This window comes from Streptomyces sp. HUAS MG91, from assembly GCF_040529335.1.
GTDB lineage: Bacteria > Actinomycetota > Actinomycetes > Streptomycetales > Streptomycetaceae > Streptomyces > Streptomyces tabacisoli.
Map to the genome: position 1 here is coordinate 1,427,880 of NZ_CP159534.1, position 20,581 is coordinate 1,448,460.

Here is a 20,581-nt window from a genome sequence, read left to right on the forward strand (position 1 = left end):
GACACCGTTTCGGTGTCCCCCTCTTGGGCTGCTAGTCGCGGGCCGCGGTCAGGTGTTCCGCGTGTTCCTGCAGTGAGCTGACGCCCACGTCGCCGTGGTTGAGCGCGTCGATGCCCTGGACGGCGGCCGCGAGGGCCTGGACCGTGGTCAGGCAGGGCACGGAGCGGGCCACGGCGGCCGTGCGGATCTCGTAGCCGTCGAGGCGGCCGCCGGTGCCGTACGGCGTGTTGACGATCAGGTCGACGTCACCGTCGTGGATCAGCTGGACGATCGTCTTCTCGCCGTTCGGGCCCTCGCCCTCGGACTGCTTGCGCACGATCGTGGCGTTGATGCCGTTGCGCTTGAGCACCTCGGCCGTGCCGGACGTGGCGAGCAGCTCGAAGCCGTGGGCGACCAGCTCGCGCGCCGGGAAGATCATCGAGCGCTTGTCGCGGTTGGCGACCGAGATGAACGCGCGGCCCTTCGTCGGCAGCGGGCCGTAGGCGCCGGCCTGCGACTTGGCGTACGCCGTGCCGAAGACGGAGTCGATGCCCATGACCTCGCCGGTGGAGCGCATCTCCGGGCCGAGGACCGTGTCGACGCCGCGGCCGTGGATGTCGCGGAAGCGCGACCACGGCATGACGGCCTCCTTGACGGAGATCGGCGCGTCCAGCGGCAGGGTGCCGCCGTCGCCGTTCTTCGGGAGCAGGCCCTCGGCGCGCAGCTCGGCGACGGTGGCGCCCAGCGAGATGCGGGCGGCGGCCTTCGCGAGCGGCACCGCGGTCGCCTTCGAGGTGAAGGGGACGGTGCGCGAGGCGCGCGGGTTGGCCTCCAGGACGTAGAGGATGTCACCCGCCATCGCGAACTGGATGTTGATCAGGCCGCGCACGCCGACGCCCTTGGCGATGGCCTCGGTCGAGACGCGCAGGCGCTTGATGTCGTAGCCGCCGAGGGTGATCGGGGGCAGGGCGCACGCCGAGTCGCCGGAGTGGATGCCGGCCTCCTCGATGTGCTCCATGACGCCGCCGAGGTACAGCTCCTCGCCGTCGTACAGGGCGTCGACGTCGATCTCGATGGCGTCGTCGAGGAAGCGGTCCACGAGGACCGGCCGCGAGGGGCTGATCTCGGTGGACTCCTCGATGTACGAGGACAGGCGGGTCTCGTCGTAGACGATCTCCATGCCGCGGCCGCCGAGCACGTACGACGGACGGACGAGGACCGGGTAGCCGATCTCGTCGGCGATGGCCTTCGCCTCAGCGAACGTCGTGGCGGTGCCGTGCTTCGGGGCCGGGAGGCCCGCCTCGGCGAGGACGCGGCCGAAGGCGCCGCGGTCCTCGGCGGCGTGGATCGCCTCCGGGGAGGTGCCGACGACGGGCACGCCGTTGTCCTTGAGCGCCTGGGCGAGGCCGAGCGGGGTCTGGCCGCCGAGCTGCACGACGACGCCCGCGATCGGGCCCGCGAGGGACTCGGCGTGCACGATCTCCAGCACGTCTTCGAGCGTCAGCGGCTCGAAGTACAGGCGGTCGGACGTGTCGTAGTCGGTGGAGACCGTCTCCGGGTTGCAGTTGACCATCACGGTCTCGTAGCCCGCGTCGCTGAGCGCGAAGGAGGCGTGGACGCAGGAGTAGTCGAACTCGATGCCCTGGCCGATGCGGTTCGGGCCCGAGCCCAGGATGATCACGGCGGGCTTGGTGCGCTGCGCGACCTCGGACTCCTCGTCGTACGAGGAGTAGAAGTACGGCGTCTTGGCGGCGAACTCGGCGGCGCAGGTGTCGACCGTCTTGTAGACCGGGCGGACCCCGAGCGCGTGCCGGACCTCGCGGACGACGTCCTCGCGCAGGCCGCGGATCTCGGCGATCTGATGGTCGGAGAAGCCGTGCCGCTTGGCCTCGGCGATCAGCTCCTTCGTCAGCTCCGGAGCGCCGGCCAGCTCGTCGGCCGTCTCCTTGATGAGGAACAGCTGGTCGACGAACCACGGGTCGATCTTCGTGTAGTCGAAGACCTCCTCGGGCGTGGCACCGGCGCGGATCGCGTCCATGACGGTGTTGATCCGGCCGTCGGTCGGGCGCACGGCCTCTTCGAGGAGCGCGGTCTTGTCGCCGACCGGGCCCACGAAGGTGAACTGGCTGCCCTTCTTCTCCAGGGAGCGCAGCGCCTTCTGGAACGCCTCGGTGAAGTTGCGGCCGATGGCCATGGCCTCGCCGACCGACTTCATGGTCGTGGTCAGCGTGGAGTCGGCGCTCGGGAACTTCTCGAAGGCGAAACGCGGGGCCTTCACGACCACGTAGTCGAGCGTCGGCTCGAAGGAGGCCGGCGTCTTCTCGGTGATGTCGTTGGGGATCTCGTCGAGCGTGTAGCCGACGGCCAGCTTCGCGGCGATCTTCGCGATCGGGAAGCCGGTGGCCTTCGACGCGAGGGCCGAGGAGCGCGAGACGCGCGGGTTCATCTCGATGACGATGATGCGGCCGTCGTCGGGGTTGACCGCGAACTGGATGTTGCAGCCGCCGGTGTCGACGCCGACCTCGCGGATGATCGCGATGCCGATGTCACGAAGGCGCTGGTACTCGCGGTCGGTGAGCGTCATCGAGGGCGCGACGGTGATCGAGTCGCCGGTGTGGACGCCCATCGGGTCGAAGTTCTCGATGGAGCAGACGACCACGACGTTGTCGTTCTTGTCGCGCATCAGCTCCAGCTCGTACTCCTTCCAGCCAAGGATGGACTCCTCCAGGAGCACCTCGGTGGTGGGAGACAGGGTCAGGCCCTGGCCGGCGATGCGGCGCAGCTCCTCCTCGTCGTGCGCGAAGCCGGAGCCGGCGCCGCCCATGGTGAAGGAGGGGCGGACGACGACGGGGTAGCCGCCGAGCGTGTCGACGCCCTTGAGCACGTCGTCCATGGAGTGGCAGATGACCGAGCGGGCGGACTCGCCGTGGCCGATCTTCTTGCGGACCTCTTCCACGACGCCCTTGAAGAGGTCGCGGTCCTCGCCCTTGTTGATCGCCTCGACGTTGGCGCCGATCAGCTCGACGCCGTACTTCTCCAGGACGCCCTGCTCGTGCATGGAGATGGCCGTGTTGAGGGCCGTCTGACCACCGAGGGTCGGGAGCAGCGCGTCGGGGCGCTCCTTGGCGATGATCTTCTCGACGAACTCGGGGGTGATCGGCTCGACGTACGTGGCGTCGGCGATCTCCGGGTCGGTCATGATCGTCGCGGGGTTGGAGTTCACGAGGATGACCCGCAGGCCCTCGGACTTCAGGACGCGGCACGCCTGGGTGCCGGAGTAGTCGAACTCGGCGGCCTGGCCGATGACGATCGGGCCCGAGCCGATGACCAGGACGGACTGGATATCGGAGCGCTTAGGCACGCTGGCCCTCCATCAGGGAGACGAAACGGTCGAACAGGTAGGCGGCGTCGTGGGGACCGGCCGCCGCCTCCGGGTGGTACTGGACGGAGAAGGCCGGCTGGTCGAGCAGCTGGAGGCCTTCGACGACCTGGTCGTTCAGGCAGACGTGGGAGACCTCGGCGCGGCCGAACTTCGTCTCGCTCACCTTGTCGAGCGGCGCGTCCACGGCGAAGCCGTGGTTGTGCGCGGTGACCTCGACCTTGCCGGTGGTGCGGTCCTGCACCGGCTGGTTGATGCCGCGGTGGCCGTACTTCAGCTTGTACGTGCCGAAGCCGAGGGCGCGGCCGAGGATCTGGTTGCCGAAGCAGATGCCGAACAGCGGCGTCCTGCGCGCGAGGACGGCGGTCATCAGCGCGACCGGGCCCTCGGCGGTGGCCGGGTCGCCCGGGCCGTTGGAGAAGAAGACACCGTCGGGCGAGACCGCGTACACGTCCTCCTCGGTCGCCGTGGCGGGCAGCACGTGCACCTCGATGCCGCGCTCGGCCATGCGGTGCGGGGTCATGCCCTTGATGCCGAGGTCGATCGCGGCGACGGTGAACTTCTTCTCGCCGATCGCCGGGACGACGTAGGCCTCCTTGGTGGCGACCTCCTCGTACAGGCTCGCGCCCTTCATCTGGGGCTGCGCCTGGACCTTCTCGACGAGCTCGGCGTCGGTGGGCAGCTGCGGGCCGCTGAAGATGCCGGAGCGCATGGAGCCGCGCTCGCGCAGGTGGCGGGTGAGGGCGCGGGTGTCGATGCCGCTGATGCCCACGATGTTCTGGGCGACCAGCTCGTCGTCGAGCGAGCGCTTCGCGCGCCAGTTGGAGGGGACGCGGGCGGGGTCGCGCACGACGTAGCCAGAGACCCAGATGCGGGACGACTCGTCGTCCTCGTCGTTCCAGCCCGTGTTGCCGATCTGCGGGGCGGTGGCGACCACGATCTGGCGGTCGTACGACGGGTCGGTCAGGGTCTCCTGGTAGCCGGTCATCCCGGTGGAGAACACGGCCTCGCCGAAGGTCTCCCCCACGGCCCCGTAGGCACGGCCGCGGAACACCCGGCCGTCCTCCAGGACGAGAACGGCGGGAACCTTGCTGGTTCCCCTTGTGGAGGTGGTCATCGTGCGGTGCCTTCCGTCGTGATGGGCGTTGAGGTCGTGTTGATCATGTCGTTGATGGTGCTGACCCACTGGGCCTGCTCGGCGGCCTGGTCGGAGCGGAACCCGGAGTCGATCAGCTTGTCGCCGTGCGCCCAGGTGACGATCAGCAGACCGCCCTCCGTGAGGACCTTGCCGGCGATGCCCTTGTCGAGCCGGGCCTCGCGCAGCGCCTCGGTGGGGACGAAGAAGTCGGTCGCTCCCGGGCGTACGACGTCCAGTCCCTCGGCGGTGAGGGTCAGCTCCACGCGGCTGCGGGTGCCGAGGCCGTGCGCCACGATGCGGTCGAGCCACTGCCCGGCGGTGGTGGAGCCGTGGTAGCGGCCGCTCAGCTCCAGTTTCGCCGGGCTCCGCTCACTCGGCGCGGCGGGCAGCGGCGGCAGGTCGCTCTGGAGCGTGCCGCGCCACTTCCAGCCCTGGCGCATCAGCCAGTAGACGAGCGCGATGAAGAGCAGGAGACCGACGATCCAGCCGATCCGGTCGGGCCAGTCGGTCACGTCCGCCGACTTCTGTTCGGCGGCCAGGTGCAGGAGAGGTGTCACGCGAGCTTCCCGTCGGCGAGGGTGGCCTTGCCCCGCAGCCAGGTGTGGGTGACGCGCCCCGGCAGCTCACGGCCCTCGTACGGGGTGTTGCGGCTGCGGGAGGCGAAGCCCGCGGGGTCCACGTCTCCACGGTAGTCGGCGTCGACGAGAACCAGGTTGGCGGGCTCACCTGCCGAGACGGGGCGCCCGTGGCCGGTGGCCTGCCCGATCTCGGCGGGCTTGACGGACATCCGGTCGGCGACGCCGGCCCAGTCGAGCAGTCCCGTCTCGACCATCGTCTGCTGGACGACGCTCAGCGCGGTCTCCAGGCCGACCATGCCCATGGCGGCGGCGGCCCACTCGCAGTCCTTGTCCTCGTGCGGGTGCGGGGCGTGGTCGGTGGCGACGATGTCGATGGTGCCGTCGGCCAGCGCCTCGCGCAGCGCCATGACGTCCTTCTCGGTGCGCAGCGGCGGGTTCACCTTGTAGACCGGGTTGTACGAGCGCACCAGCTCGTCGGTGAGGAGCAGGTGGTGCGGGGTGACCTCGGCGGTGACGTCGATGCCGCGGGACTTGGCCCAGCGGATGATCTCGACGCTGCCCGCGGTCGACAGGTGGCAGATGTGGACGCGGGAGCCGACGTGCTCGGCGAGCAGCACGTCCCGGGCGATGATCGACTCCTCGGCGACGGCGGGCCAGCCGCCCAGGCCGAGCTCGGCGGAGACGGTGCCCTCGTTCATCTGGGCGCCCTCGGTGAGCCGGGGCTCCTGCGCGTGCTGGGCGACGACGCCGCCGAAGGCCTTCACGTACTCCAGGGCGCGGCGCATGATCACGGCGTCGTGGACGCACTTGCCGTCGTCGGAGAAGACCGTGACACCGGCGGCGGACTCGTGCATGGCCCCCAGCTCGGCGAGCTTGGCGCCCTCCAGGCCGACGGTGACGGCGCCGATGGGCTGCACGTCGCAGTAGCCGTGCTCCTGGCCGAGCCGGTAGACCTGCTCGACGACGCCGGCGGTGTCGGCGACGGGGAAGGTGTTGGCCATGGCGAACACGGCGGTGTAGCCACCGGAGGCGGCGGCCTGCGTGCCGGTGAGGACGGTCTCGGAGTCCTCGCGGCCCGGCTCGCGCAGGTGGGTGTGCAGGTCGACGAGGCCCGGCAGGAGGACCTTGCCGCCGGCCTCGACGACCTCGGCGCCCTCGGCGCTCAGGCCGGTGCCGACCTCGGCGATGGTCCCGCCGTCGATCAGGACGTCCTGCGGCTCGCCGCCGAGCACCTTCGCACCACGGATCAGGATCTTGCTCATGTCGTTCAGTTCCCCTCGGTACGGGTGTGCGTGACGGCGGGCTCGTTGCCGCCCAGAAGCAGGTAGAGGACGGCCATGCGGGTGTGGACGCCGTTGGCGACCTGTTCGACGACCGTGCAGCGCTCGGAGTCGGCGACCTCGGCGGTGATCTCCATGCCGCGGACCATCGGGCCGGGGTGCATCACGATGGCGTGCTCCGGCATCTTCGCCATGCGGTCGCCGTCGAGGCCGTAGCGGCGGCTGTACTCGCGCTCGGTCGGGAAGAACGCGGCGTTCATGCGCTCGCGCTGCACGCGGAGCATCATCACGGCGTCGGTCTTCGGCAGCGTGCTGTCCAGGTCGTAGCTGACCTCGCAGGGCCAGGACTCGACGCCGACCGGCAGCAGGGTGGGCGGCGCGACCAGGGTGACCTCGGCGCCGAGCGTGTGCAGCAGGTCGACGTTGGAGCGGGCGACGCGGCTGTGCAGGACGTCGCCGACGAGGGTGACGCGCTTGCCGTCCAGACCCTGGCCGATCCCGGCGTCCCGGCCGACGAGGCGGCGGCGCATGGTGAAGGCGTCGAGCAGCGCCTGGGTGGGGTGCTGGTGGGTGCCGTCGCCCGCGTTGATGACCGGGGCGTCGATCCAGCCGGAGGTCGCGAGCCGGTACGGGGCGCCGGAGGCGCTGTGCCGGATGACGACCGCGTCGACGCCCATGGCCTCCAGGGTCTGGGCGGTGTCCTTCAGGGACTCGCCCTTGGAGACGCTGGAGCCCTTGGCGGCGAAGTTGATGACGTCGGCGGACAGGCGCTTCTCGGCGGCCTCGAACGAGATCCGCGTCCGCGTCGAGTCCTCGAAGAAGAGGTTGCAGATGGTCCGGCCGCGCAGCGCGGGCAGCTTCTTGATGGGCCGGTCGGCGACCCGCGCCATCTCCTCGGCGGTGTCGAGGATGAGGACGGCGTCGTCGCGGGTGAGGTCGGCGGCCGAGATGAGGTGTCGCATCATCGGGGGTGCTCCGTAAGGAAGTTCAGGACGTTTCGGGGCATACGGGCGCGCGCGGGCGCACCTGTCTCGCCGTACGCGGTGCGCGCACGGCAGGAAAGGTGGCTACTGCTCGGCCGCCTCGGGGTCCGGCTTGGCGCCGAGCAGCACGGCGTCGCGGCCGTCCTCCTCGGCGAGCTGGACCTTGACCGTCTCCCGCAGCGACGTGGGGAGGTTCTTGCCGACGTAGTCGGCGCGGATCGGGAGTTCGCGGTGGCCGCGGTCGACGAGGACCGCGAGCTGCACGGCGCGGGGGCGCCCGATGTCGTTCAGCGCGTCGAGGGCGGCGCGGATGGTGCGGCCCGAGAAGAGCACGTCGTCGACGAGGACGACGAGCCTGCCGTCGATGCCCTCGGCGGGGATGTCGGTGCGGGCCAGCGCGCGCGGCGGGTGCATCCGCAGGTCGTCGCGGTACATCGTGATGTCGAGCGAGCCGACGGGGACGGCGCGGCCGGTGATCTCTTCGAGCTTGTCGGCCAGGCGGCGGCCGAGGAAGACGCCCCGCGTGGGAATGCCCAGGAGGACCACGTCCTCGGCGCCCTTGGCGCGCTCGACGATCTCGTGGGCGATACGGGTCAGTACCCGCGCGATGTCAGGGCCTTCGAGAACAGACCGGGCATCGGAATTCTGCGTGTCCATACGAAACGGACCCCCTTCTCCGCCTCACGGGACGGACCTTAAAGGACGTCGGAATTGCGCCATCCACACTACCAGCCCCGAAACACCGCTGATCACCCGCCTGAAGGTGCGAGAACGCCGGATTCGGGAGATGGTCGGTACGGACCATTCGGCTTGACGCGGCCAAGTAACGCTGCGTAACCTCACAGTGAGTTACCAGCCACGCGGCGCAGCCGCTAAGTGATGCAGTGTCCGGGGAGCTATATGTCCAGCGAATACGCCAAACAGCTCGGGGCGAAGCTCCGCGCGATCCGTACCCAGCAGGGCCTTTCCCTCCACGGTGTCGAGGAGAAGTCCCAGGGCCGCTGGAAGGCGGTCGTGGTCGGGTCGTACGAGCGCGGTGACCGTGCCGTGACCGTGCAGCGCCTCGCCGAGCTGGCGGACTTCTACGGCGTGCCGGTTCAGGAGCTGCTTCCGGGCACCACCCCGGGCGGCGCCGCCGAGCCCCCGCCGAAGCTCGTCCTGGACCTGGAGCGCCTGGCCCACGTGCCGCCGGAGAAGGCGGGCCCGTTGCAGCGCTATGCCGCCACGATCCAGTCGCAGCGCGGTGACTACAACGGCAAGGTGCTGTCGATCCGCCAGGACGACCTGCGCACGCTCGCGGTCATCTACGACCAGTCGCCCTCGGTCCTGACCGAGCAGCTGATCAGCTGGGGTGTGCTGGACGCCGACGCGCGCCGCGCCGTGGCCCACGAAGAGGCCTGAGCGGGTTCCGGCCGACAGGCCGATCGAGCAGAAACGTCACATCCGAGGGGCGGAGCCGACCGGCTCCGCCCCTCGGGCGTCACTGCCCCGCCGCCGTGTACAGCCGCCCGATGACCTCGGGCAACAGCCGCTCGCTCAGTTTCGGCGGCAGCGCCTGGAGGACCGCGAGGACCGGTGCCATCCGCCGCGGCAGCGCCCCGCCCTCCCCCACGCCCGCGAGGGCCAGCGCGATCTCGACCTCCTCGGCGGTCAGCGCCTCCGGGTCCAGCGAGGCGGCGGCCTCCACGATCGCCGGATCGACCCGCACGGGACCGGCGGCCCGCGCCCGTCCCACGGCCTTCTCCAGCTCGCCGAGGAGCAGCCGCACGGTCTCCTCCTCCGCGACCGCCGCGGTCACCGTCAGATGCAGATTGGCCGGCGAGGCGCCGAAGGCCGGCTGCGGCTGGAGGTACCAGCCGCTCTCGCGCATCTCGTCCGCCACGACGAACACGTCCACCTCCGGGTCGTCCGAGGCGACCGCGATGAGCGACGCCTCGGGCCGGGCGAGCAGTCGCAGTCCGTCGATCCTCCCGACACCGTCGGCCAGGTCCCGGGTCGTGCGGTGTACGCGCGTCGACAGCGCGGTGTAACCATCGGTCCCGACGCGCTCGGTCACCGCCCAGGCCGCGGCGAGCGGTCCGGCGGACTTGGTGCCCTGGAGGGTGGAGTTGACGACGGGATAGCCGGGCCAGGAGGCGTGCGCGAACCAGCCGTGCCGGCGCAGCTCCGCGTCGGCGAAGAGCAGCAGCGAGGCGCCCTTCGCCGCGTAGCCGTACTTGTGCAGATCGACGGAGAGCGAGGTGACGCCGGGGACGGTGAGGTCGAAGTCGGGGATGTCCGGGGCGTCCGCGGCCCGCCTGAGGTGGCCGAGGTACCAGCCGCCGATGCAGGCGTCGACATGGCAGAGCACCCCGCGCTCCGCGGCCAGGGCGGCGACCTCGGCGACCGGGTCGACGACACCGTGCGCGTACGAGGGGGCGGAGACGACGACCAGGGCCGTGCGCTCGGTGATCGCCGCCGCGACATCGGCGGGCCACACCTTGAAGGTGGCCGGATCGACGGGCACGGTCACCACGTCGAGCCCGAAGAGCTCGGCCGCCTTGTGGAACGCCGCGTGCGCGGTGTCCGGGAGGATCAGCTCGGGCCGGGTCACGCCCCGTGTCCCGCGCGCGTACTGACGGGCCGTCAGTACGGCGAGGAGGCAGCTCTCGGTGCCGCCGCTGGTGAAGGTGCCCGCTCCCCCGCCGAGCAGCGCGGTGGCCCGTCGCACCAGGTCGTTCTCCAGCTCCACGACGCTCGGGAAGGCCGTCATGTCCAGCCCGTTGACCCCGGCGAAGGCGGCCTGCGCGGCAACCGCGAGCTCTTCGAGGCCGTCGAGCCCGGAGTCGTAGACGTAGGCCATGGTGCGTCCGCCGCGCGTGGGCAGATCCCCGGCGCGCAGCTCGGCGAGACGCGCCAGGATCGCGTCGTGATCGGTACTCATGCGGAACTCTCCTCGTCGTACGGGGCGATGGCACGGGCGGGACGCGTGTCGGCCGCGTCCCGCAGGCGGGTCAGTTCGGTCTCGGTGAGCCGGTAGCGGGCCAGCAGCGGAAGGCTCAGGAGCAGCAGGACGGCGGGCAGCACACCGAAGCCGGTCACGATCGCGGTGAGCGCCGAGCCGGGCTGGGCCACCCGGTGGTCGGCGTCGGACGAGACGAAGCCGCCGACCGAGAGCACGAGCCCGAAGAGGCCGGGCCCCAGGGCGAGTCCCAGCGTCTCCCCCGCGGTCCACAGCCCGGTGAAGACGCCGGCCCGGCGCCGGCCGCTGGTGTACGCGTCGGCGGCGATCGCGTCGCCGAGCATGGCGAGCGGCAGCATCTGCATGCCCGCGTACCCGACACCGGCCAGGGCCACGGCCGCGTAGATCAGGGCGTCGGGCAGGTGCCGTCCGGCCGCCGCGCCCAGCGCGCCGACGAGGAAGCAGAGCGAGGCGGCGACGGCCGCGTCGCGTTTGCCGCTGCGGCGGCCGACAGCGAGCCACAGCGGCATCGCGAGCAGCGACGGCACGATGAGGCAGACGAACAGGACGGTCGTGGCGCCCGGCCGGTCCAGGATGTACGTGGCGAAGTACTGGGTGCCCGCGAGCATCAGGCCGGTCGCGGCGGCCTGCACCACGAAGGCGGCGAGCAGCCAGAAGAAGGGCGCGTTGCCGCGGGCGGCGCGCAGCTGGGCGCGCAGGCCGGGCTCGCTGGTGGTCCGGACGACGGCCCGGGTGCCGGCCGTGGCGCCCACGGCGGCGAGCATGCCGAGCGCGAGGACCGCGCCGATCACGAGCCCCATCAGCCGGTAGCCGCCCGCGCTCCCCCGGTCGTCGGCCGTGGAGCCCGCGAGCACCGGCGCGACGGCGCCCGACAGCAGGATCGCCACGGCGAGGAAGGCGACGCGCCAGGACATGACGCGGGCCCGTTCGTCGGGATCGGCGGTGAGTTCCGCGGGCAGCGCGACGTACGGGACCTGGAAGCAGGCGTACGCGGAGGCGGTCAGCAGGAAGAGCGCGGCGACATAGGCGGCGGCCGGGCCGCCTTCGAGGCCGCCGGGCGCCGCGAACATGGCGGCGAAGCAGAGCGGCATGGTGACGGCGCCGAGCAGCATCCAGGAGCGGCGCGGGCCGAAACGAGAGCGGGTGCTGCGGTCGGAGAGGCTGCCGATCCACGGGTTGAGCAGCACGTCCCACGCCTTGGGCAGGAAGACGAGCAGTCCGGCGAGGCCCGCGCCGACGCCGAGGACGTCGGTCAGGTAGTAGAGCAGCAGCAGACCGGGGACGGTACCGAAGGTGCCGGTGGCGAAGGAGCCGAGGCCGTAGCCGATCCGGGTCCGGGCGGAGAGGCCTGTTGGGGACATGGCGAGAACCTACGCAGGATCCCCGGGAACGCACCAGGCCCGAAGCAGAACAATGTTCAGGTTCTGCTTCGGGCCTGCGAGCTTGCTGGGCGACTGCGGCTTTTATGCCTCGTCGCGGCGCAGCGACGGCTTCAGGTCCTTGAAGCGGGCCAGAAGACCGTTGATGAACGCCGGGGACTCGTCGGTGGAGAACTCCTTGGCCAGGGAGACGGCCTCGTCGAGCACCACGGCGTCCGGGGTCCCGTCGACCCAGATCAGCTCGTACGCACCGAGCCGCAGGATGTTGCGGTCGACGACGGGCATCCGGTCGAGGGTCCAGTCGACGGCGTACTGGGAGATCAGCTCGTCGATGCGGCGGGCCTTGGGGGCGTACCCCTCGACCAGCTCCATCGTGTACTCGCTGACGGGCGGCTGCTGCGGGTCGCTGTGCGAGTTCTTGACCCAGTCCGCGAGGACCGTGACGACGTCGGCGCCGCGCTGGTCGGCCTCGAAGAGGACCTGGAAGGCTCGCTTGCGGGCCGTGTTACGGGCGGCCACGGTTAGCTGTTCACCCGGCCGAGGTAGCTGCTGTCACGGGTGTCGACCTTGATCTTCTCGCCCGTGGTGATGAAGAGCGGGACCTGGATCTGGTGGTCCGTCTCCAGCGTCGCCGGCTTGGTGCCACCGGTGGACCGGTCGCCCTGGACGCCCGGCTCGGTCTCCTTGACGACCAGCTCGACGGCGGCCGGCAGCTCGACGAAGAGCACCTCGCCCTCGTGCTGGGCGACCGTGGCGGTGAAGCCCTCGATCAGGAAGTTGGCGGCGTCGCCGACGGCCTTGCGGTCGACCATGAGCTGGTCGTAGGTCTCCATGTCCATGAAGACGAAGTACTCGCCGTCCATGTACGAGAACTGCATGTCGCGCTTGTCGACAGTGGCCGTCTCGACCTTGACGCCGGCATTGAACGTCTTGTCGACAACCTTGCCGGAGAGCACGTTCTTCAGCTTGGTGCGCACGAAGGCAGGGCCCTTGCCGGGCTTGACGTGCTGGAACTCGACGACGGACCAGAGCTGGCCGCCTTCGAGCTTGAGGACCAGGCCGTTCTTGAGGTCGTTCGTGGAAGCCACGGTTGCGGAATCTCCTGGACTGACGTGGACGACCCCGGGGCCCGCGCACAGCCCTGCGGGGCTAGAGCGCGAGCAGCTCCTTGGTCGTGATGGTGAGTAGCTCGGGTCCGCCGTCCGCCTCGGGGCGGACGACGAGCGTGTCATCGATCCGGACGCCGCCCCGGCCCGGGAGGTGAACCCCCGGTTCGACGGTGACCGGCACACAAGCGTCAAGTTTACCCATGGCGGCGGGGGCCAACTGCGGGTCCTCTTCGATTTCGAGGCCCACCCCGTGTCCGGTCAGCTGCGCGAGCCCGTCACCATACCCTGCGGCGTCCAGTACCTGGCGGGCGGCCCGGTCCGCCTCCCGGCACTCCACGCCCGGCGCCAGGCTCTCCCGGCCGGCCCGCTGAGCGGCGAAGACCAGGTCGTACAGGTCGATCTGCCAGTCGGCGGGCGAGGTCCCGATGACGAAGGTGCGGCCGATCTCGCACCGGTAGCCGCGGTAGGTGGCCCCCAGGCAGACGGAGAGGAAATCGCCCTCCTCGACCCTGCGGTCGCCGGGCCGGTGCCCGCCGCGCCCCGAGTTCGGCCCGGTCCCGACCGAGGTGGGGAAGGCGGGGCCGTCGGCGCCGTGATCGACAAGTCGACGTTCCAGTTCGAGGGCGAGATGCCGCTCGGTGCGGCCGACGAGGATCGATTCGAGGAGTTCGCCCAGCGCCTGGTCGGCGATCTCGGCGGCGATCCGCAGACAGGAGATCTCCTCGGCGTCCTTGACCAGGCGCAGCTGCTCGACGGCCCGGTTGAGGTCGGCGAGCCGCAGCCGGGGCGCGACGGAGCCGAGCGCCCGGTGCCGGGCCACCGTCAGATGGTGCTCCTCCACGGCGAGCGAGTCGGCGCCCCGGGCCGCGGCCACGTCCGCGGCGGCGACGGCCGCGTCCCCGGCGGGCGCGGACAGCACCTGCACCCGCAGCTCCTCGTCGGCCCGGCCCTCGGCGGTCTGCCCGCTCGGCGGGCGCGCGCACAGCAGCACGTCGTCGCCGCCACCGGGCTCGCGGCCCAGCAGGAGCACCGCGCCGTGCGGCGCCGCTCCGGCGAGATAGCGGACATTGGCGGGCCGCGACACCAGGGCGGCCGCACTGCCGCCCGCTGTCGCACGCTCTCTCAGCCGGTCCCGTCGGGCCGCGTACACCTCTGCCATGAGGCCGAGCGTACGAGCGGGGGCGCGTCCCGGCCGGTTCAGCGCGTCCGGACGGGCGTTCCCCAGGGGGCGGGAGGGGCTCAGGGGTGACGATTCACCACTGGGGCGGGCTCGCGATGGCCCGGGCGAGCACGTCGTCGAGCACCTGCGCGGTGCCCACGACGTCGAGCTGGGAGTTGTCGATGATCGGCAGTCCTGAGCCGTACCAGCCGGCCATGCGGCCGTGGATGCGGGCGACCTCTTCGTCGGTCAGCCGGCGGTTGCCGCTGCGCTGGGCGTTGCGCTCCAGGACGATCTCCAGGCCCGGCAGCAGGACGACGGGCAGCAGCCCGGGCCCCACGTGCCGCTTCCAGCCGCCGAGGCCGACGACGGGCCGGTCGGGGAAGACGGCGTCGTCGAGGATGCAGGAGATCCCGTTCGCCAGGAAATTGCGGGCGGCGAAGCCGCAGGTGCGGCGGGCCAGGCGGTACTGCGCCTCGCTGTTGTCGTTCCAGCCGCTCTGCGGGTCGGCGAACCCGGACCGCACCCATTCCCGTACGTCGTCCAGGCTGATGTGGGCCGTCGGGACCCGGCGGCACTCCGCCCAGTACTTGGCGACGCTGGTCTTGCCGGCGCCCGCGGGGCCGATCAGCAGGACCGCGAGGGTGGTGGCGCTCGGGTCGGCGGGGGCCTGCGCGGGCGGCGGGCTCGGCACGGCGACCGGACCGCCGGGCGGGAGCTGCACATGGCCCGTGGTGTCCCGGTGCGGCGGCACCGGCGGATGCGGGTGCGGCGGCGGGACGGGCGGATGGTGCGGGGCGCCGGTGAAACCGGGCGCGCCGGGCTGCTGCTGCGCCTGGCTCCCGGCGGTGGCCGGGCCCGGGCCCGGGCCGTGCCCCGGCTGATGGGGCGGTGGCAGCGGAGACCCCACTGCGTGCTGCATCCGGTGCCACTCCGTCTCGTACAACCGTCAGGGAGGCGTCGGCGAACCGAGCGCTATCGAACGGTACCGTCCCGGGCCGCCGTTGTGTGAACGGCCCGGGTGGACGCAAAGTGCCCGCCCCTCAACGAGCGGGGCTATTCGGCCACTTCACCGTAGGCGGCGAGCAGGACGGCGGGGTCCGGGCCCTCCAGGACGGTGGGCTTGCCGAGGCCGTCGAGGACGATGAAGCGCAGCAGGTCGCCGCGGGACTTCTTGTCGACCTTCATCGTCTCCAGCAGCTTGGGCCACTGGTCGTAGCGGTACGACAGCGGCAGCCCCACCGACTCCAGGACGGTGCGGTGCCGGTCGGCGGTGGCGTCGTCCAACCGCCCGGCCAGACGGCCGAGTTCGGCGGCGAAGTGCATGCCGACGGAGACGGCGGCGCCGTGCCGCCACTTGTAGCGCTCGTTCTTCTCGATGGCGTGGGCGAGCGTGTGCCCGTAGTTGAGGATCTCGCGCAGGCCCGACTCCTTGAGGTCGGAGGAGACCACCTCGGCCTTGACCTTGATGGCGCGCTCGATCAGCTCGGAGGTGTGCGGCCCGGCGGGCGTGCGCGCCGCCTGCGGGTCCTCCTCCACCAGCTCCAGGATCCGCTCGTCGGCGATGAACCCGGCCTTGATGACCTCGGCGAGCCCGGACACGTAGTCGTTGACCGGGAGCGAGTCGAGGGCGGCCAGGTCGCACAGCACGCCGGCCGGCGGGTGGAAGGCGCCCACGAGGTTCTTGCCCTCGGCGGTGTTGATGCCGGTCTTGCCGCCGACCGCCGCGTCCACCATGGCGAGCACGGTGGTCGGGACGGCGATCCAGCGCACGCCACGCAGCCAGGTCGCGGCCACGAACCCGGCGAGGTCGGTGGTCGCGCCGCCGCCGACGCCGACGATGACGTCGGAGCGGGTGAAGTTCGACTGGCCGAGCGCCTTCCAGCAGTAGGCGGCGACCTCGGCGGTCTTGGCCTCCTCCGCGTTCGGCACCTGGATGGCGACGGCCTCGAAGCCCTGGTCGGCCAGGTCGGCGCGGAGCGCCTCGCCGGTCTCGGCCAGCGCCTCGGGGTGCACGATGGCCACCCGCTTGGCCCGGTCGCCGATCAACTGACCCAGCTCGCCCAGGAGTTGACGGCCCACCAGCACCTCGTAGGGGTCGGTGCCCGCGGTGCCGCCGACCTGGATACGGGTGATCTGCTCGCTCATGCCTGCTTCAACTCCAGTGCGTCGAGGACGGCCGCTGCGACCTCGTCGGGTGTGCGGCCGTCGGTGGCGACGACCACCCGGGCGACCTCGGTGTACAGATGGCGGCGCGCCTCCATCAACTCCCGCCACTGCTTACGGGGGTTGACGGCGAGCAGCGGCCTCGCCACGTTCAGACCGGTCCGCTTGACGGCTTCCTCGACGTCCATGGAGAGGAAGACGACCGGCTGCCCGTCGAGCAGTGCCCGGGTGTCGGCGTCGAGGATCGACCCGCCGCCGAGCGCGAGGACACCCTCGTGCTCGGCCAGCGCGGTGGCGACGGCCGCCTTCTCGATGGCGCGGAAGCTCTCCTCGCCCTCGTCGACGAAGATGTCCGCGATGGTCCGGCCCTGCGCGGTCACGATGTCGTCGTCGGTGTCCCGGTAGGAGCAGCCGAGCCGCTCGGCGAGCATGGCGCCCACCGTCGACTTGCCCACGCCCATGGGCCCGACGAGGACGATCCTCGGCCCGCTCACCGGATCTGGAGGTTGTCGAGGTAGGACCGCACGTTGCGCCGGGTCTCGGGCACGCTGTCGCCGCCGAACTTCTCCGCGACGGCGTCCGCGAGGACGAGGGCGACCATGGCCTCGGCGACGATGCCGGCGGCCGGCACGGCGGAGACGTCGGAGCGCTGGTGGTGGGCCTGCGCGGCCTCACCGGTGGCGACGTCGACGGTCTTCAGGGCGCGCGGCACGGTCGCGATCGGCTTCATCGCGGCGCGGACCCGCAGCAGCTCACCGGTGGTCAGACCGCCCTCGGTGCCACCGGACCGGCCGGAGACGCGGCGGATGCCCTCGGCGGTGTTGACGATCTCGTCGTGGGCCTGCGAACCCGGCACCCGGGCCAGGTCGAAGCCGTCGCCGATCTCGACGCCCTTGATGGCCTGGATGCCCATGAGGGCGCCCGCGAGCCGGGCGTCGAGCTTGCGGTCCCAGTGCACGTGCGAGCCCAGGCCCACCGGCACGTCGTAGGCCAGCACCTCGACGACACCGCCGAGCGTGTCGCCGTCCTTGTGGGCCTGGTCGACCTCGGCGACCATCGCCTTCGAGGCGACGGCGTCCAGGCAGCGCAGCGGGTCGGCGTCCAGCTTCTCCACGTCGGCCGGCGTCGGGTACACGCCGTGCGGCGCCTTGACGGAGCAGAGCTCGACGACGTGGCTGACGATCTCGATGCCGGCCGTCTCCTTGAGGTACGACCGGGCGATCGCGCCGAGGGCGACCCGCGCCGCGGTCTCGCGCGCCGAGGCCCGCTCCAGGATGGGCCGCGCCTCGTCGAAGCCGTACTTCTGCATGCCCGCCAGGTCGGCGTGGCCGGGGCGGGGCCGGGTCAGCGGCGCGTTGCGCGCGAGGTCCTTGAGGATCTCGGGGTCGACGGGGTCGGCCGCCATGACCTGCTCCCACTTCGGCCACTCGGTGTTGCCCACCATGACCGCGACCGGGGAGCCCAGGGTCAGACCGTGCCGGACGCCGCCCAGGAAGGTGACCTCGTCCCGCTCGAACTTCATCCGCGCACCGCGGCCATAGCCGAGGCGCCGCCGTGCCAGGTGGTCCGCCACCATCTCCGTGGTGATCGGAACGCCGGCGGGAAGTCCCTCCAGCGTCGCGACAAGTGCGGGTCCGTGCGACTCACCCGCGGTCAGCCAGCGCAACCTGCTCAACGGTGCTCCTCATGCTCGCGCTCTGCGTAACTGCTCTGCGGGCGGCCCCGGACGGCACGTGCCGGGTCCGCCCCGCTTCCCCTGATCCTCCCATGCCCGGCCGCGCGCGCGTCCCGGTGTCCGCCTCGCGGACGCGGGGTGAGACGGGGAACACGCGCGGCGAGGGTCAGCCGAGCGACTTCCGGGCCGCCTCGCGCATCGCGGCGAGCACCGGCCGGGTGTCTCCGGTGAACTGTTCGAACTGGAAGACGGCCTGGTGCACGAGCAGGTCGAGGCCGCTGAGCACGGGTCCGCCGCGCCGCTGCCAGGCCGCCGCGAGGGGGGTCGGCCACGGGTCGTAGATCACGTCGAACAGCGTGCCTACGCGCGCGGGCACCGCGTCGACCAGGTGGTCGGTGCTGCCCTTGGGCGTCGTCGATATGACCAGCGGCGCCTCGAAGGCACGGGCCGCGTCGTCCCAGGCGGCGATGCGCACCGCGACGCCGAGCCGCTCGCCCCAGCCGCGCATCTCGTCGGCGCGCTGCCGGCTGCGGACGTGGACGACGACCTCGCCCGTGCAGATCCGGGCCAGCGCGGCGAGCGCCGAGGACGCGGTGGCGCCCGCGCCGAGGACCGCGGCCGACTCGATCTTCTCGACGCCCTGCTCGTGCAGCGCGGCGACGAGACCCGGGATGTCGGTGTTGTCGCCGGTCCGCCGCCCGTCGGCGTGGAAGACGACGGTGTTCACCGCCTCGACCGAGGCGGCGGTGTCGGTGATCCCGTCGAGCAGCGGGATCACCGCCCGCTTCAGCGGCATCGTCAGCGAGAGACCGGCCCACTCCTCGGCGCCGAGGCTCTTGAAGAACCCGGGCAGCGCCGCCTCGTCGACATCGAACCGGTCGTACGTCCAGTCGTCCAGGCCGAGGGCCCGGTAGGCCGCGGTGTGCAGCTGCGGCGAGAGCGAGTGGGCGATGGGGGAACCGAGAACTGCCGCTCTGCGCGCGTCAGTTGCCCTGCTGGCTGGCATTGAACTTCTCCGTGAGCTTCTCGAACTCGGCATGGGTCTTCGCGAACTCGGTCTTGTTCATGCCGTCCGTGGCAACGAAGTACAACCAGCCGTCGTGCGTCGGGGTCAGCGTCGCCGCGAGGGCGTCGTCGCCCGGGTTGCTGATCGGTCCCGGCGGCAGACCCTTGTTCGTGTAGGTGTTGTACGGGTCCTTGTTGCTGCGGATCTCGTCCAGACCGATATTGATGTTGCTCTGCTTCTTGAGGTAGTTGAAGGTCGAGTCGAACTGGAGGAGCTGCACGGTCTCCGTGTTCGTCGGCTTGAGGCGGTTGTAGACCACCTCGGCCATCTTGCGGAAGTCGTCGTGCGTCTTGCCCTCGGCCTGCACGAGGCTGGCGACGGTGAGCACCTGCCACGCCCCGTCGAGGTGCAGTTCCTTGGCCTTGCCCTCCAGGTCGAGCTTCTCGTAGTTCTCGTTGGCCCGCTCGACCATCTGCTTGAGCACGTCCTCGGGATCCATGCCCTTGGCGACCGCGTAGCTCGACGGGTACAGGAACCCTTCCAGCGGGTCCTTCAGCTTCGCGTGACCCTGCGCCCAGCCCGGCAGACCGAGATCCTTGTAGTGCTCCTTGGCCGCCTTCTCGGTCGTGCCCTTGTCGACCTTCAGCTTGGAGTCGATCAGCTCGTAGATCTTGGCGTTGCGCCAGCCCTCGCCGATGATCATGTTGGCCTTGCTCTTCGGGCTCAGCATCAGTTTGACCGCGCTGGCCCCCGACATCTCCCTCTGGAGGATGTAGGCGCCCGCCTGGATCGTCTTGCCCTGCGGATTGGCCGACTGCGCCGCGACGAAGGCGTCGACGCTCTGCACGACACCGGCCGCCTTGAGCTTCTGGCCGATGGTGTAGCCGTCGGAGCCCTTGTCGATGACGACGCTGACCGTCTCGCCGTTGCCGTCGCCCGAGTAGTCCGGCGCCGAGCCGAAACGGTCCTGGTAGAACTGGTAGCCGAAATAGCCGACGCCGCCGACACCGGACGCGAAGATCACCGTGAGCACCAGGCAGGCACAGCCGCTGCGGCGCTTCTTCGGTTTTCGGCCACCGCGCCGGGCGCCCCGGTCGTCGCCCTCGCCGTCGTCATCGCCGCCGCCGTTGAAGAACGCGCTCTCGCCCTGATCGGGGCCCGCGTCCCACTCGGTCTGCGGCTCGGGCGCACGGCGGCGGCCCGGCGGCTCCGGCGGCGGGTAGGCGTCGGGGGTGCTGTAGTAATCCGGCTGGTCACCGCCGTTGTACGCGCCCTGATGGCCGGTGCCGTACGGGTCCGTGGGGTCGACGCCGTACGACGGGACCTGCCCCTGGCCGACGGGGTCCCAGCCGCCCTGGCCCTGCTGCTGACCGTCGTACCCCTGCTGCCCGTAGGCCGGGTCCTGACCGTATCCCTGGTTCTGCCCGTAGCCCTGACCGTAGCCCGGGTCCTGGCCGTAACCGGGGTCCTGGCCGTAGCCGTGACCGCCCTGTTGCTGGTGGCCCTGACTCCAGTCACCGGCGTACGTCTGCTGCGGCTGCTGCGGGTCGTAACTCCCCTGGCCGCCGTAGGCAGCCTGGCCGTGGCCGGCCTGCTGCTCCCACCCCTGGTCCCCGTACAACGGGTCCGCGGGGTGCCACGGTTCGGAGCCTTGGCCCCGGCCATAATCAGTCATCGGTCCCCTACAAGCCGCGAGGCGGGGAGGGAGGGCCCGATTTCCGGTCGGGAGGGCAACCGTTCCGCCTCTTGATGCTGTGCGGCAGCTGTTCGAACGCCGCCGATCGCGCG

18 protein-coding genes are annotated in these 20,581 nt (G+C 71.3%); 1 reads left to right on the plus strand and 17 read right to left on the minus strand.

Annotated elements, in window-relative coordinates:
• Nucleotides 1-31: 31 nt before the first annotated feature.
• From carB to pyrR, 6 genes are all read right to left on the minus strand, one after another.
• Nucleotides 32-3,340, minus strand: coding sequence for a carbamoyl-phosphate synthase large subunit (gene carB / locus ABII15_RS06595; protein ID WP_353941329.1), 3,309 nt, complete (start codon nucleotides 3,338-3,340; stop codon nucleotides 32-34).
• Entirely contained in the window at nucleotides 3,333-4,475 is a 1,143-nt protein-coding gene (carA, locus tag ABII15_RS06600) for a glutamine-hydrolyzing carbamoyl-phosphate synthase small subunit (RefSeq protein ID WP_353941330.1), read from the minus strand. Before carA ends, carB begins: the two co-directional genes overlap by 8 nt.
• Complete coding sequence (locus ABII15_RS06605) at nucleotides 4,472-5,053, minus strand: hypothetical protein (RefSeq protein ID WP_353941331.1); 582 nt, start codon at nucleotides 5,051-5,053, stop codon at nucleotides 4,472-4,474. The genes carA and ABII15_RS06605 overlap by 4 nt, the downstream gene beginning before the upstream one ends.
• The gene (locus ABII15_RS06610) at nucleotides 5,050-6,336 is read right to left on the minus strand and encodes a dihydroorotase (protein ID WP_353941332.1); all 1,287 of its coding nucleotides are present in this window, start codon (nucleotides 6,334-6,336) and stop codon (nucleotides 5,050-5,052) included. The genes ABII15_RS06605 and ABII15_RS06610 overlap by 4 nt, the downstream gene beginning before the upstream one ends.
• A 5-nt stretch (nucleotides 6,337-6,341) precedes the next feature.
• The gene (locus ABII15_RS06615; protein ID WP_353941333.1) at nucleotides 6,342-7,319 is read right to left on the minus strand and encodes an aspartate carbamoyltransferase catalytic subunit; all 978 of its coding nucleotides are present in this window, start codon (nucleotides 7,317-7,319) and stop codon (nucleotides 6,342-6,344) included.
• Nucleotides 7,320-7,421: 102 nt separating this feature from the next.
• Nucleotides 7,422-7,994 carry a bifunctional pyr operon transcriptional regulator/uracil phosphoribosyltransferase PyrR gene (pyrR, locus tag ABII15_RS06620; RefSeq protein WP_353941334.1) on the minus strand — a complete coding sequence of 191 codons (573 nt, stop codon included), beginning with the start codon at nucleotides 7,992-7,994 and terminating at the stop codon, nucleotides 7,422-7,424.
• 243 nt (nucleotides 7,995-8,237) lie between these two features.
• On the opposite strand from pyrR, the gene bldD reads away from it, so the two are divergent.
• On the plus strand, nucleotides 8,238-8,738 hold the full coding sequence (gene bldD, locus ABII15_RS06625; protein WP_093894511.1) for a transcriptional regulator BldD: 501 nt from the start codon (nucleotides 8,238-8,240) through the stop codon (nucleotides 8,736-8,738).
• A 79-nt stretch (nucleotides 8,739-8,817) separates the two neighbouring features.
• Here bldD and ABII15_RS06630 read toward each other — a convergent pair whose 3' ends face one another.
• The 11 genes from ABII15_RS06630 to mltG form a co-directional block, all read right to left on the minus strand.
• A complete protein-coding gene (locus tag ABII15_RS06630) occupies nucleotides 8,818-10,260 on the minus strand; it encodes an aminotransferase class V-fold PLP-dependent enzyme (RefSeq protein WP_353941335.1) in 1,443 nt (480 codons plus the stop codon).
• The gene (locus ABII15_RS06635; RefSeq protein WP_353941336.1) at nucleotides 10,257-11,660 is read right to left on the minus strand and encodes an MFS transporter; all 1,404 of its coding nucleotides are present in this window, start codon (nucleotides 11,658-11,660) and stop codon (nucleotides 10,257-10,259) included. Before ABII15_RS06635 ends, ABII15_RS06630 begins: the two co-directional genes overlap by 4 nt.
• A gap of 102 nt (nucleotides 11,661-11,762) precedes the next feature.
• Complete coding sequence (nusB, locus tag ABII15_RS06640) at nucleotides 11,763-12,197, minus strand: transcription antitermination factor NusB (RefSeq protein WP_111665654.1); 435 nt, start codon at nucleotides 12,195-12,197, stop codon at nucleotides 11,763-11,765.
• A gap of 2 nt (nucleotides 12,198-12,199) precedes the next feature.
• Complete coding sequence (gene efp, locus ABII15_RS06645) at nucleotides 12,200-12,766, minus strand: elongation factor P (RefSeq protein WP_353941337.1); 567 nt, start codon at nucleotides 12,764-12,766, stop codon at nucleotides 12,200-12,202.
• Between the two features lie 61 nt (nucleotides 12,767-12,827).
• Entirely contained in the window at nucleotides 12,828-13,946 is a 1,119-nt protein-coding gene (locus ABII15_RS06650) for an aminopeptidase P family protein (RefSeq protein WP_353941338.1), read from the minus strand.
• A gap of 94 nt (nucleotides 13,947-14,040) precedes the next feature.
• The gene (locus tag ABII15_RS06655) at nucleotides 14,041-14,868 is read right to left on the minus strand and encodes a Pro-rich N-terminal domain-containing protein (RefSeq protein WP_353941339.1); all 828 of its coding nucleotides are present in this window, start codon (nucleotides 14,866-14,868) and stop codon (nucleotides 14,041-14,043) included.
• Between the two features lie 134 nt (nucleotides 14,869-15,002).
• Nucleotides 15,003-16,094 carry a 3-dehydroquinate synthase gene (gene aroB, locus ABII15_RS06660; protein WP_353941340.1) on the minus strand — a complete coding sequence of 364 codons (1,092 nt, stop codon included), beginning with the start codon at nucleotides 16,092-16,094 and terminating at the stop codon, nucleotides 15,003-15,005.
• Nucleotides 16,091-16,606, minus strand: coding sequence for a shikimate kinase (locus tag ABII15_RS06665; protein WP_353941341.1), 516 nt, complete (start codon nucleotides 16,604-16,606; stop codon nucleotides 16,091-16,093). Before ABII15_RS06665 ends, aroB begins: the two co-directional genes overlap by 4 nt.
• Nucleotides 16,603-17,787, minus strand: coding sequence for a chorismate synthase (gene aroC / locus ABII15_RS06670; RefSeq protein WP_351446126.1), 1,185 nt, complete (start codon nucleotides 17,785-17,787; stop codon nucleotides 16,603-16,605). Before aroC ends, ABII15_RS06665 begins: the two co-directional genes overlap by 4 nt.
• A 166-nt stretch (nucleotides 17,788-17,953) precedes the next feature.
• Nucleotides 17,954-18,793 (minus strand): shikimate dehydrogenase, encoded by an 840-nt coding sequence (locus tag ABII15_RS06675; RefSeq protein WP_353941342.1) that lies wholly within the window; start codon nucleotides 18,791-18,793, stop codon nucleotides 17,954-17,956.
• Entirely contained in the window at nucleotides 18,771-20,468 is a 1,698-nt protein-coding gene (mltG, locus tag ABII15_RS06680) for an endolytic transglycosylase MltG (RefSeq protein WP_353941343.1), read from the minus strand. The genes ABII15_RS06675 and mltG overlap by 23 nt, the downstream gene beginning before the upstream one ends.
• Nucleotides 20,469-20,581 lie beyond the last annotated feature (113 nt).

What these genes read in the sequence shown, in the direction of transcription:
- carA (WP_353941330.1), bottom strand. Translation starts at nt 4,475, where the DNA reads ATGACCACCTCCACAAGGGGAACCAGCAAGGTTCCCGCCGTTCTCGTC.
- ABII15_RS06610 (WP_353941332.1), bottom strand. Translation starts at nt 6,336, where the DNA reads ATGAGCAAGATCCTGATCCGTGGTGCGAAGGTGCTCGGCGGCGAGCCG.
- ABII15_RS06615 (WP_353941333.1), bottom strand. Translation starts at nt 7,319, where the DNA reads ATGATGCGACACCTCATCTCGGCCGCCGACCTCACCCGCGACGACGCC.
- pyrR (WP_353941334.1), bottom strand. Translation starts at nt 7,994, where the DNA reads ATGGACACGCAGAATTCCGATGCCCGGTCTGTTCTCGAAGGCCCTGAC.
- bldD (WP_093894511.1), top strand. Translation starts at nt 8,238, where the DNA reads ATGTCCAGCGAATACGCCAAACAGCTCGGGGCGAAGCTCCGCGCGATC.
- ABII15_RS06630 (WP_353941335.1), bottom strand. Translation starts at nt 10,260, where the DNA reads ATGAGTACCGATCACGACGCGATCCTGGCGCGTCTCGCCGAGCTGCGC.
- ABII15_RS06635 (WP_353941336.1), bottom strand. Translation starts at nt 11,660, where the DNA reads ATGTCCCCAACAGGCCTCTCCGCCCGGACCCGGATCGGCTACGGCCTC.
- ABII15_RS06650 (WP_353941338.1), bottom strand. Translation starts at nt 13,946, where the DNA reads ATGGCAGAGGTGTACGCGGCCCGACGGGACCGGCTGAGAGAGCGTGCG.
- ABII15_RS06655 (WP_353941339.1), bottom strand. Translation starts at nt 14,868, where the DNA reads ATGCAGCACGCAGTGGGGTCTCCGCTGCCACCGCCCCATCAGCCGGGG.
- aroB (WP_353941340.1), bottom strand. Translation starts at nt 16,094, where the DNA reads ATGAGCGAGCAGATCACCCGTATCCAGGTCGGCGGCACCGCGGGCACC.
- ABII15_RS06675 (WP_353941342.1), bottom strand. Translation starts at nt 18,793, where the DNA reads ATGCCAGCCAGCAGGGCAACTGACGCGCGCAGAGCGGCAGTTCTCGGT.
- mltG (WP_353941343.1), bottom strand. Translation starts at nt 20,468, where the DNA reads ATGACTGATTATGGCCGGGGCCAAGGCTCCGAACCGTGGCACCCCGCG.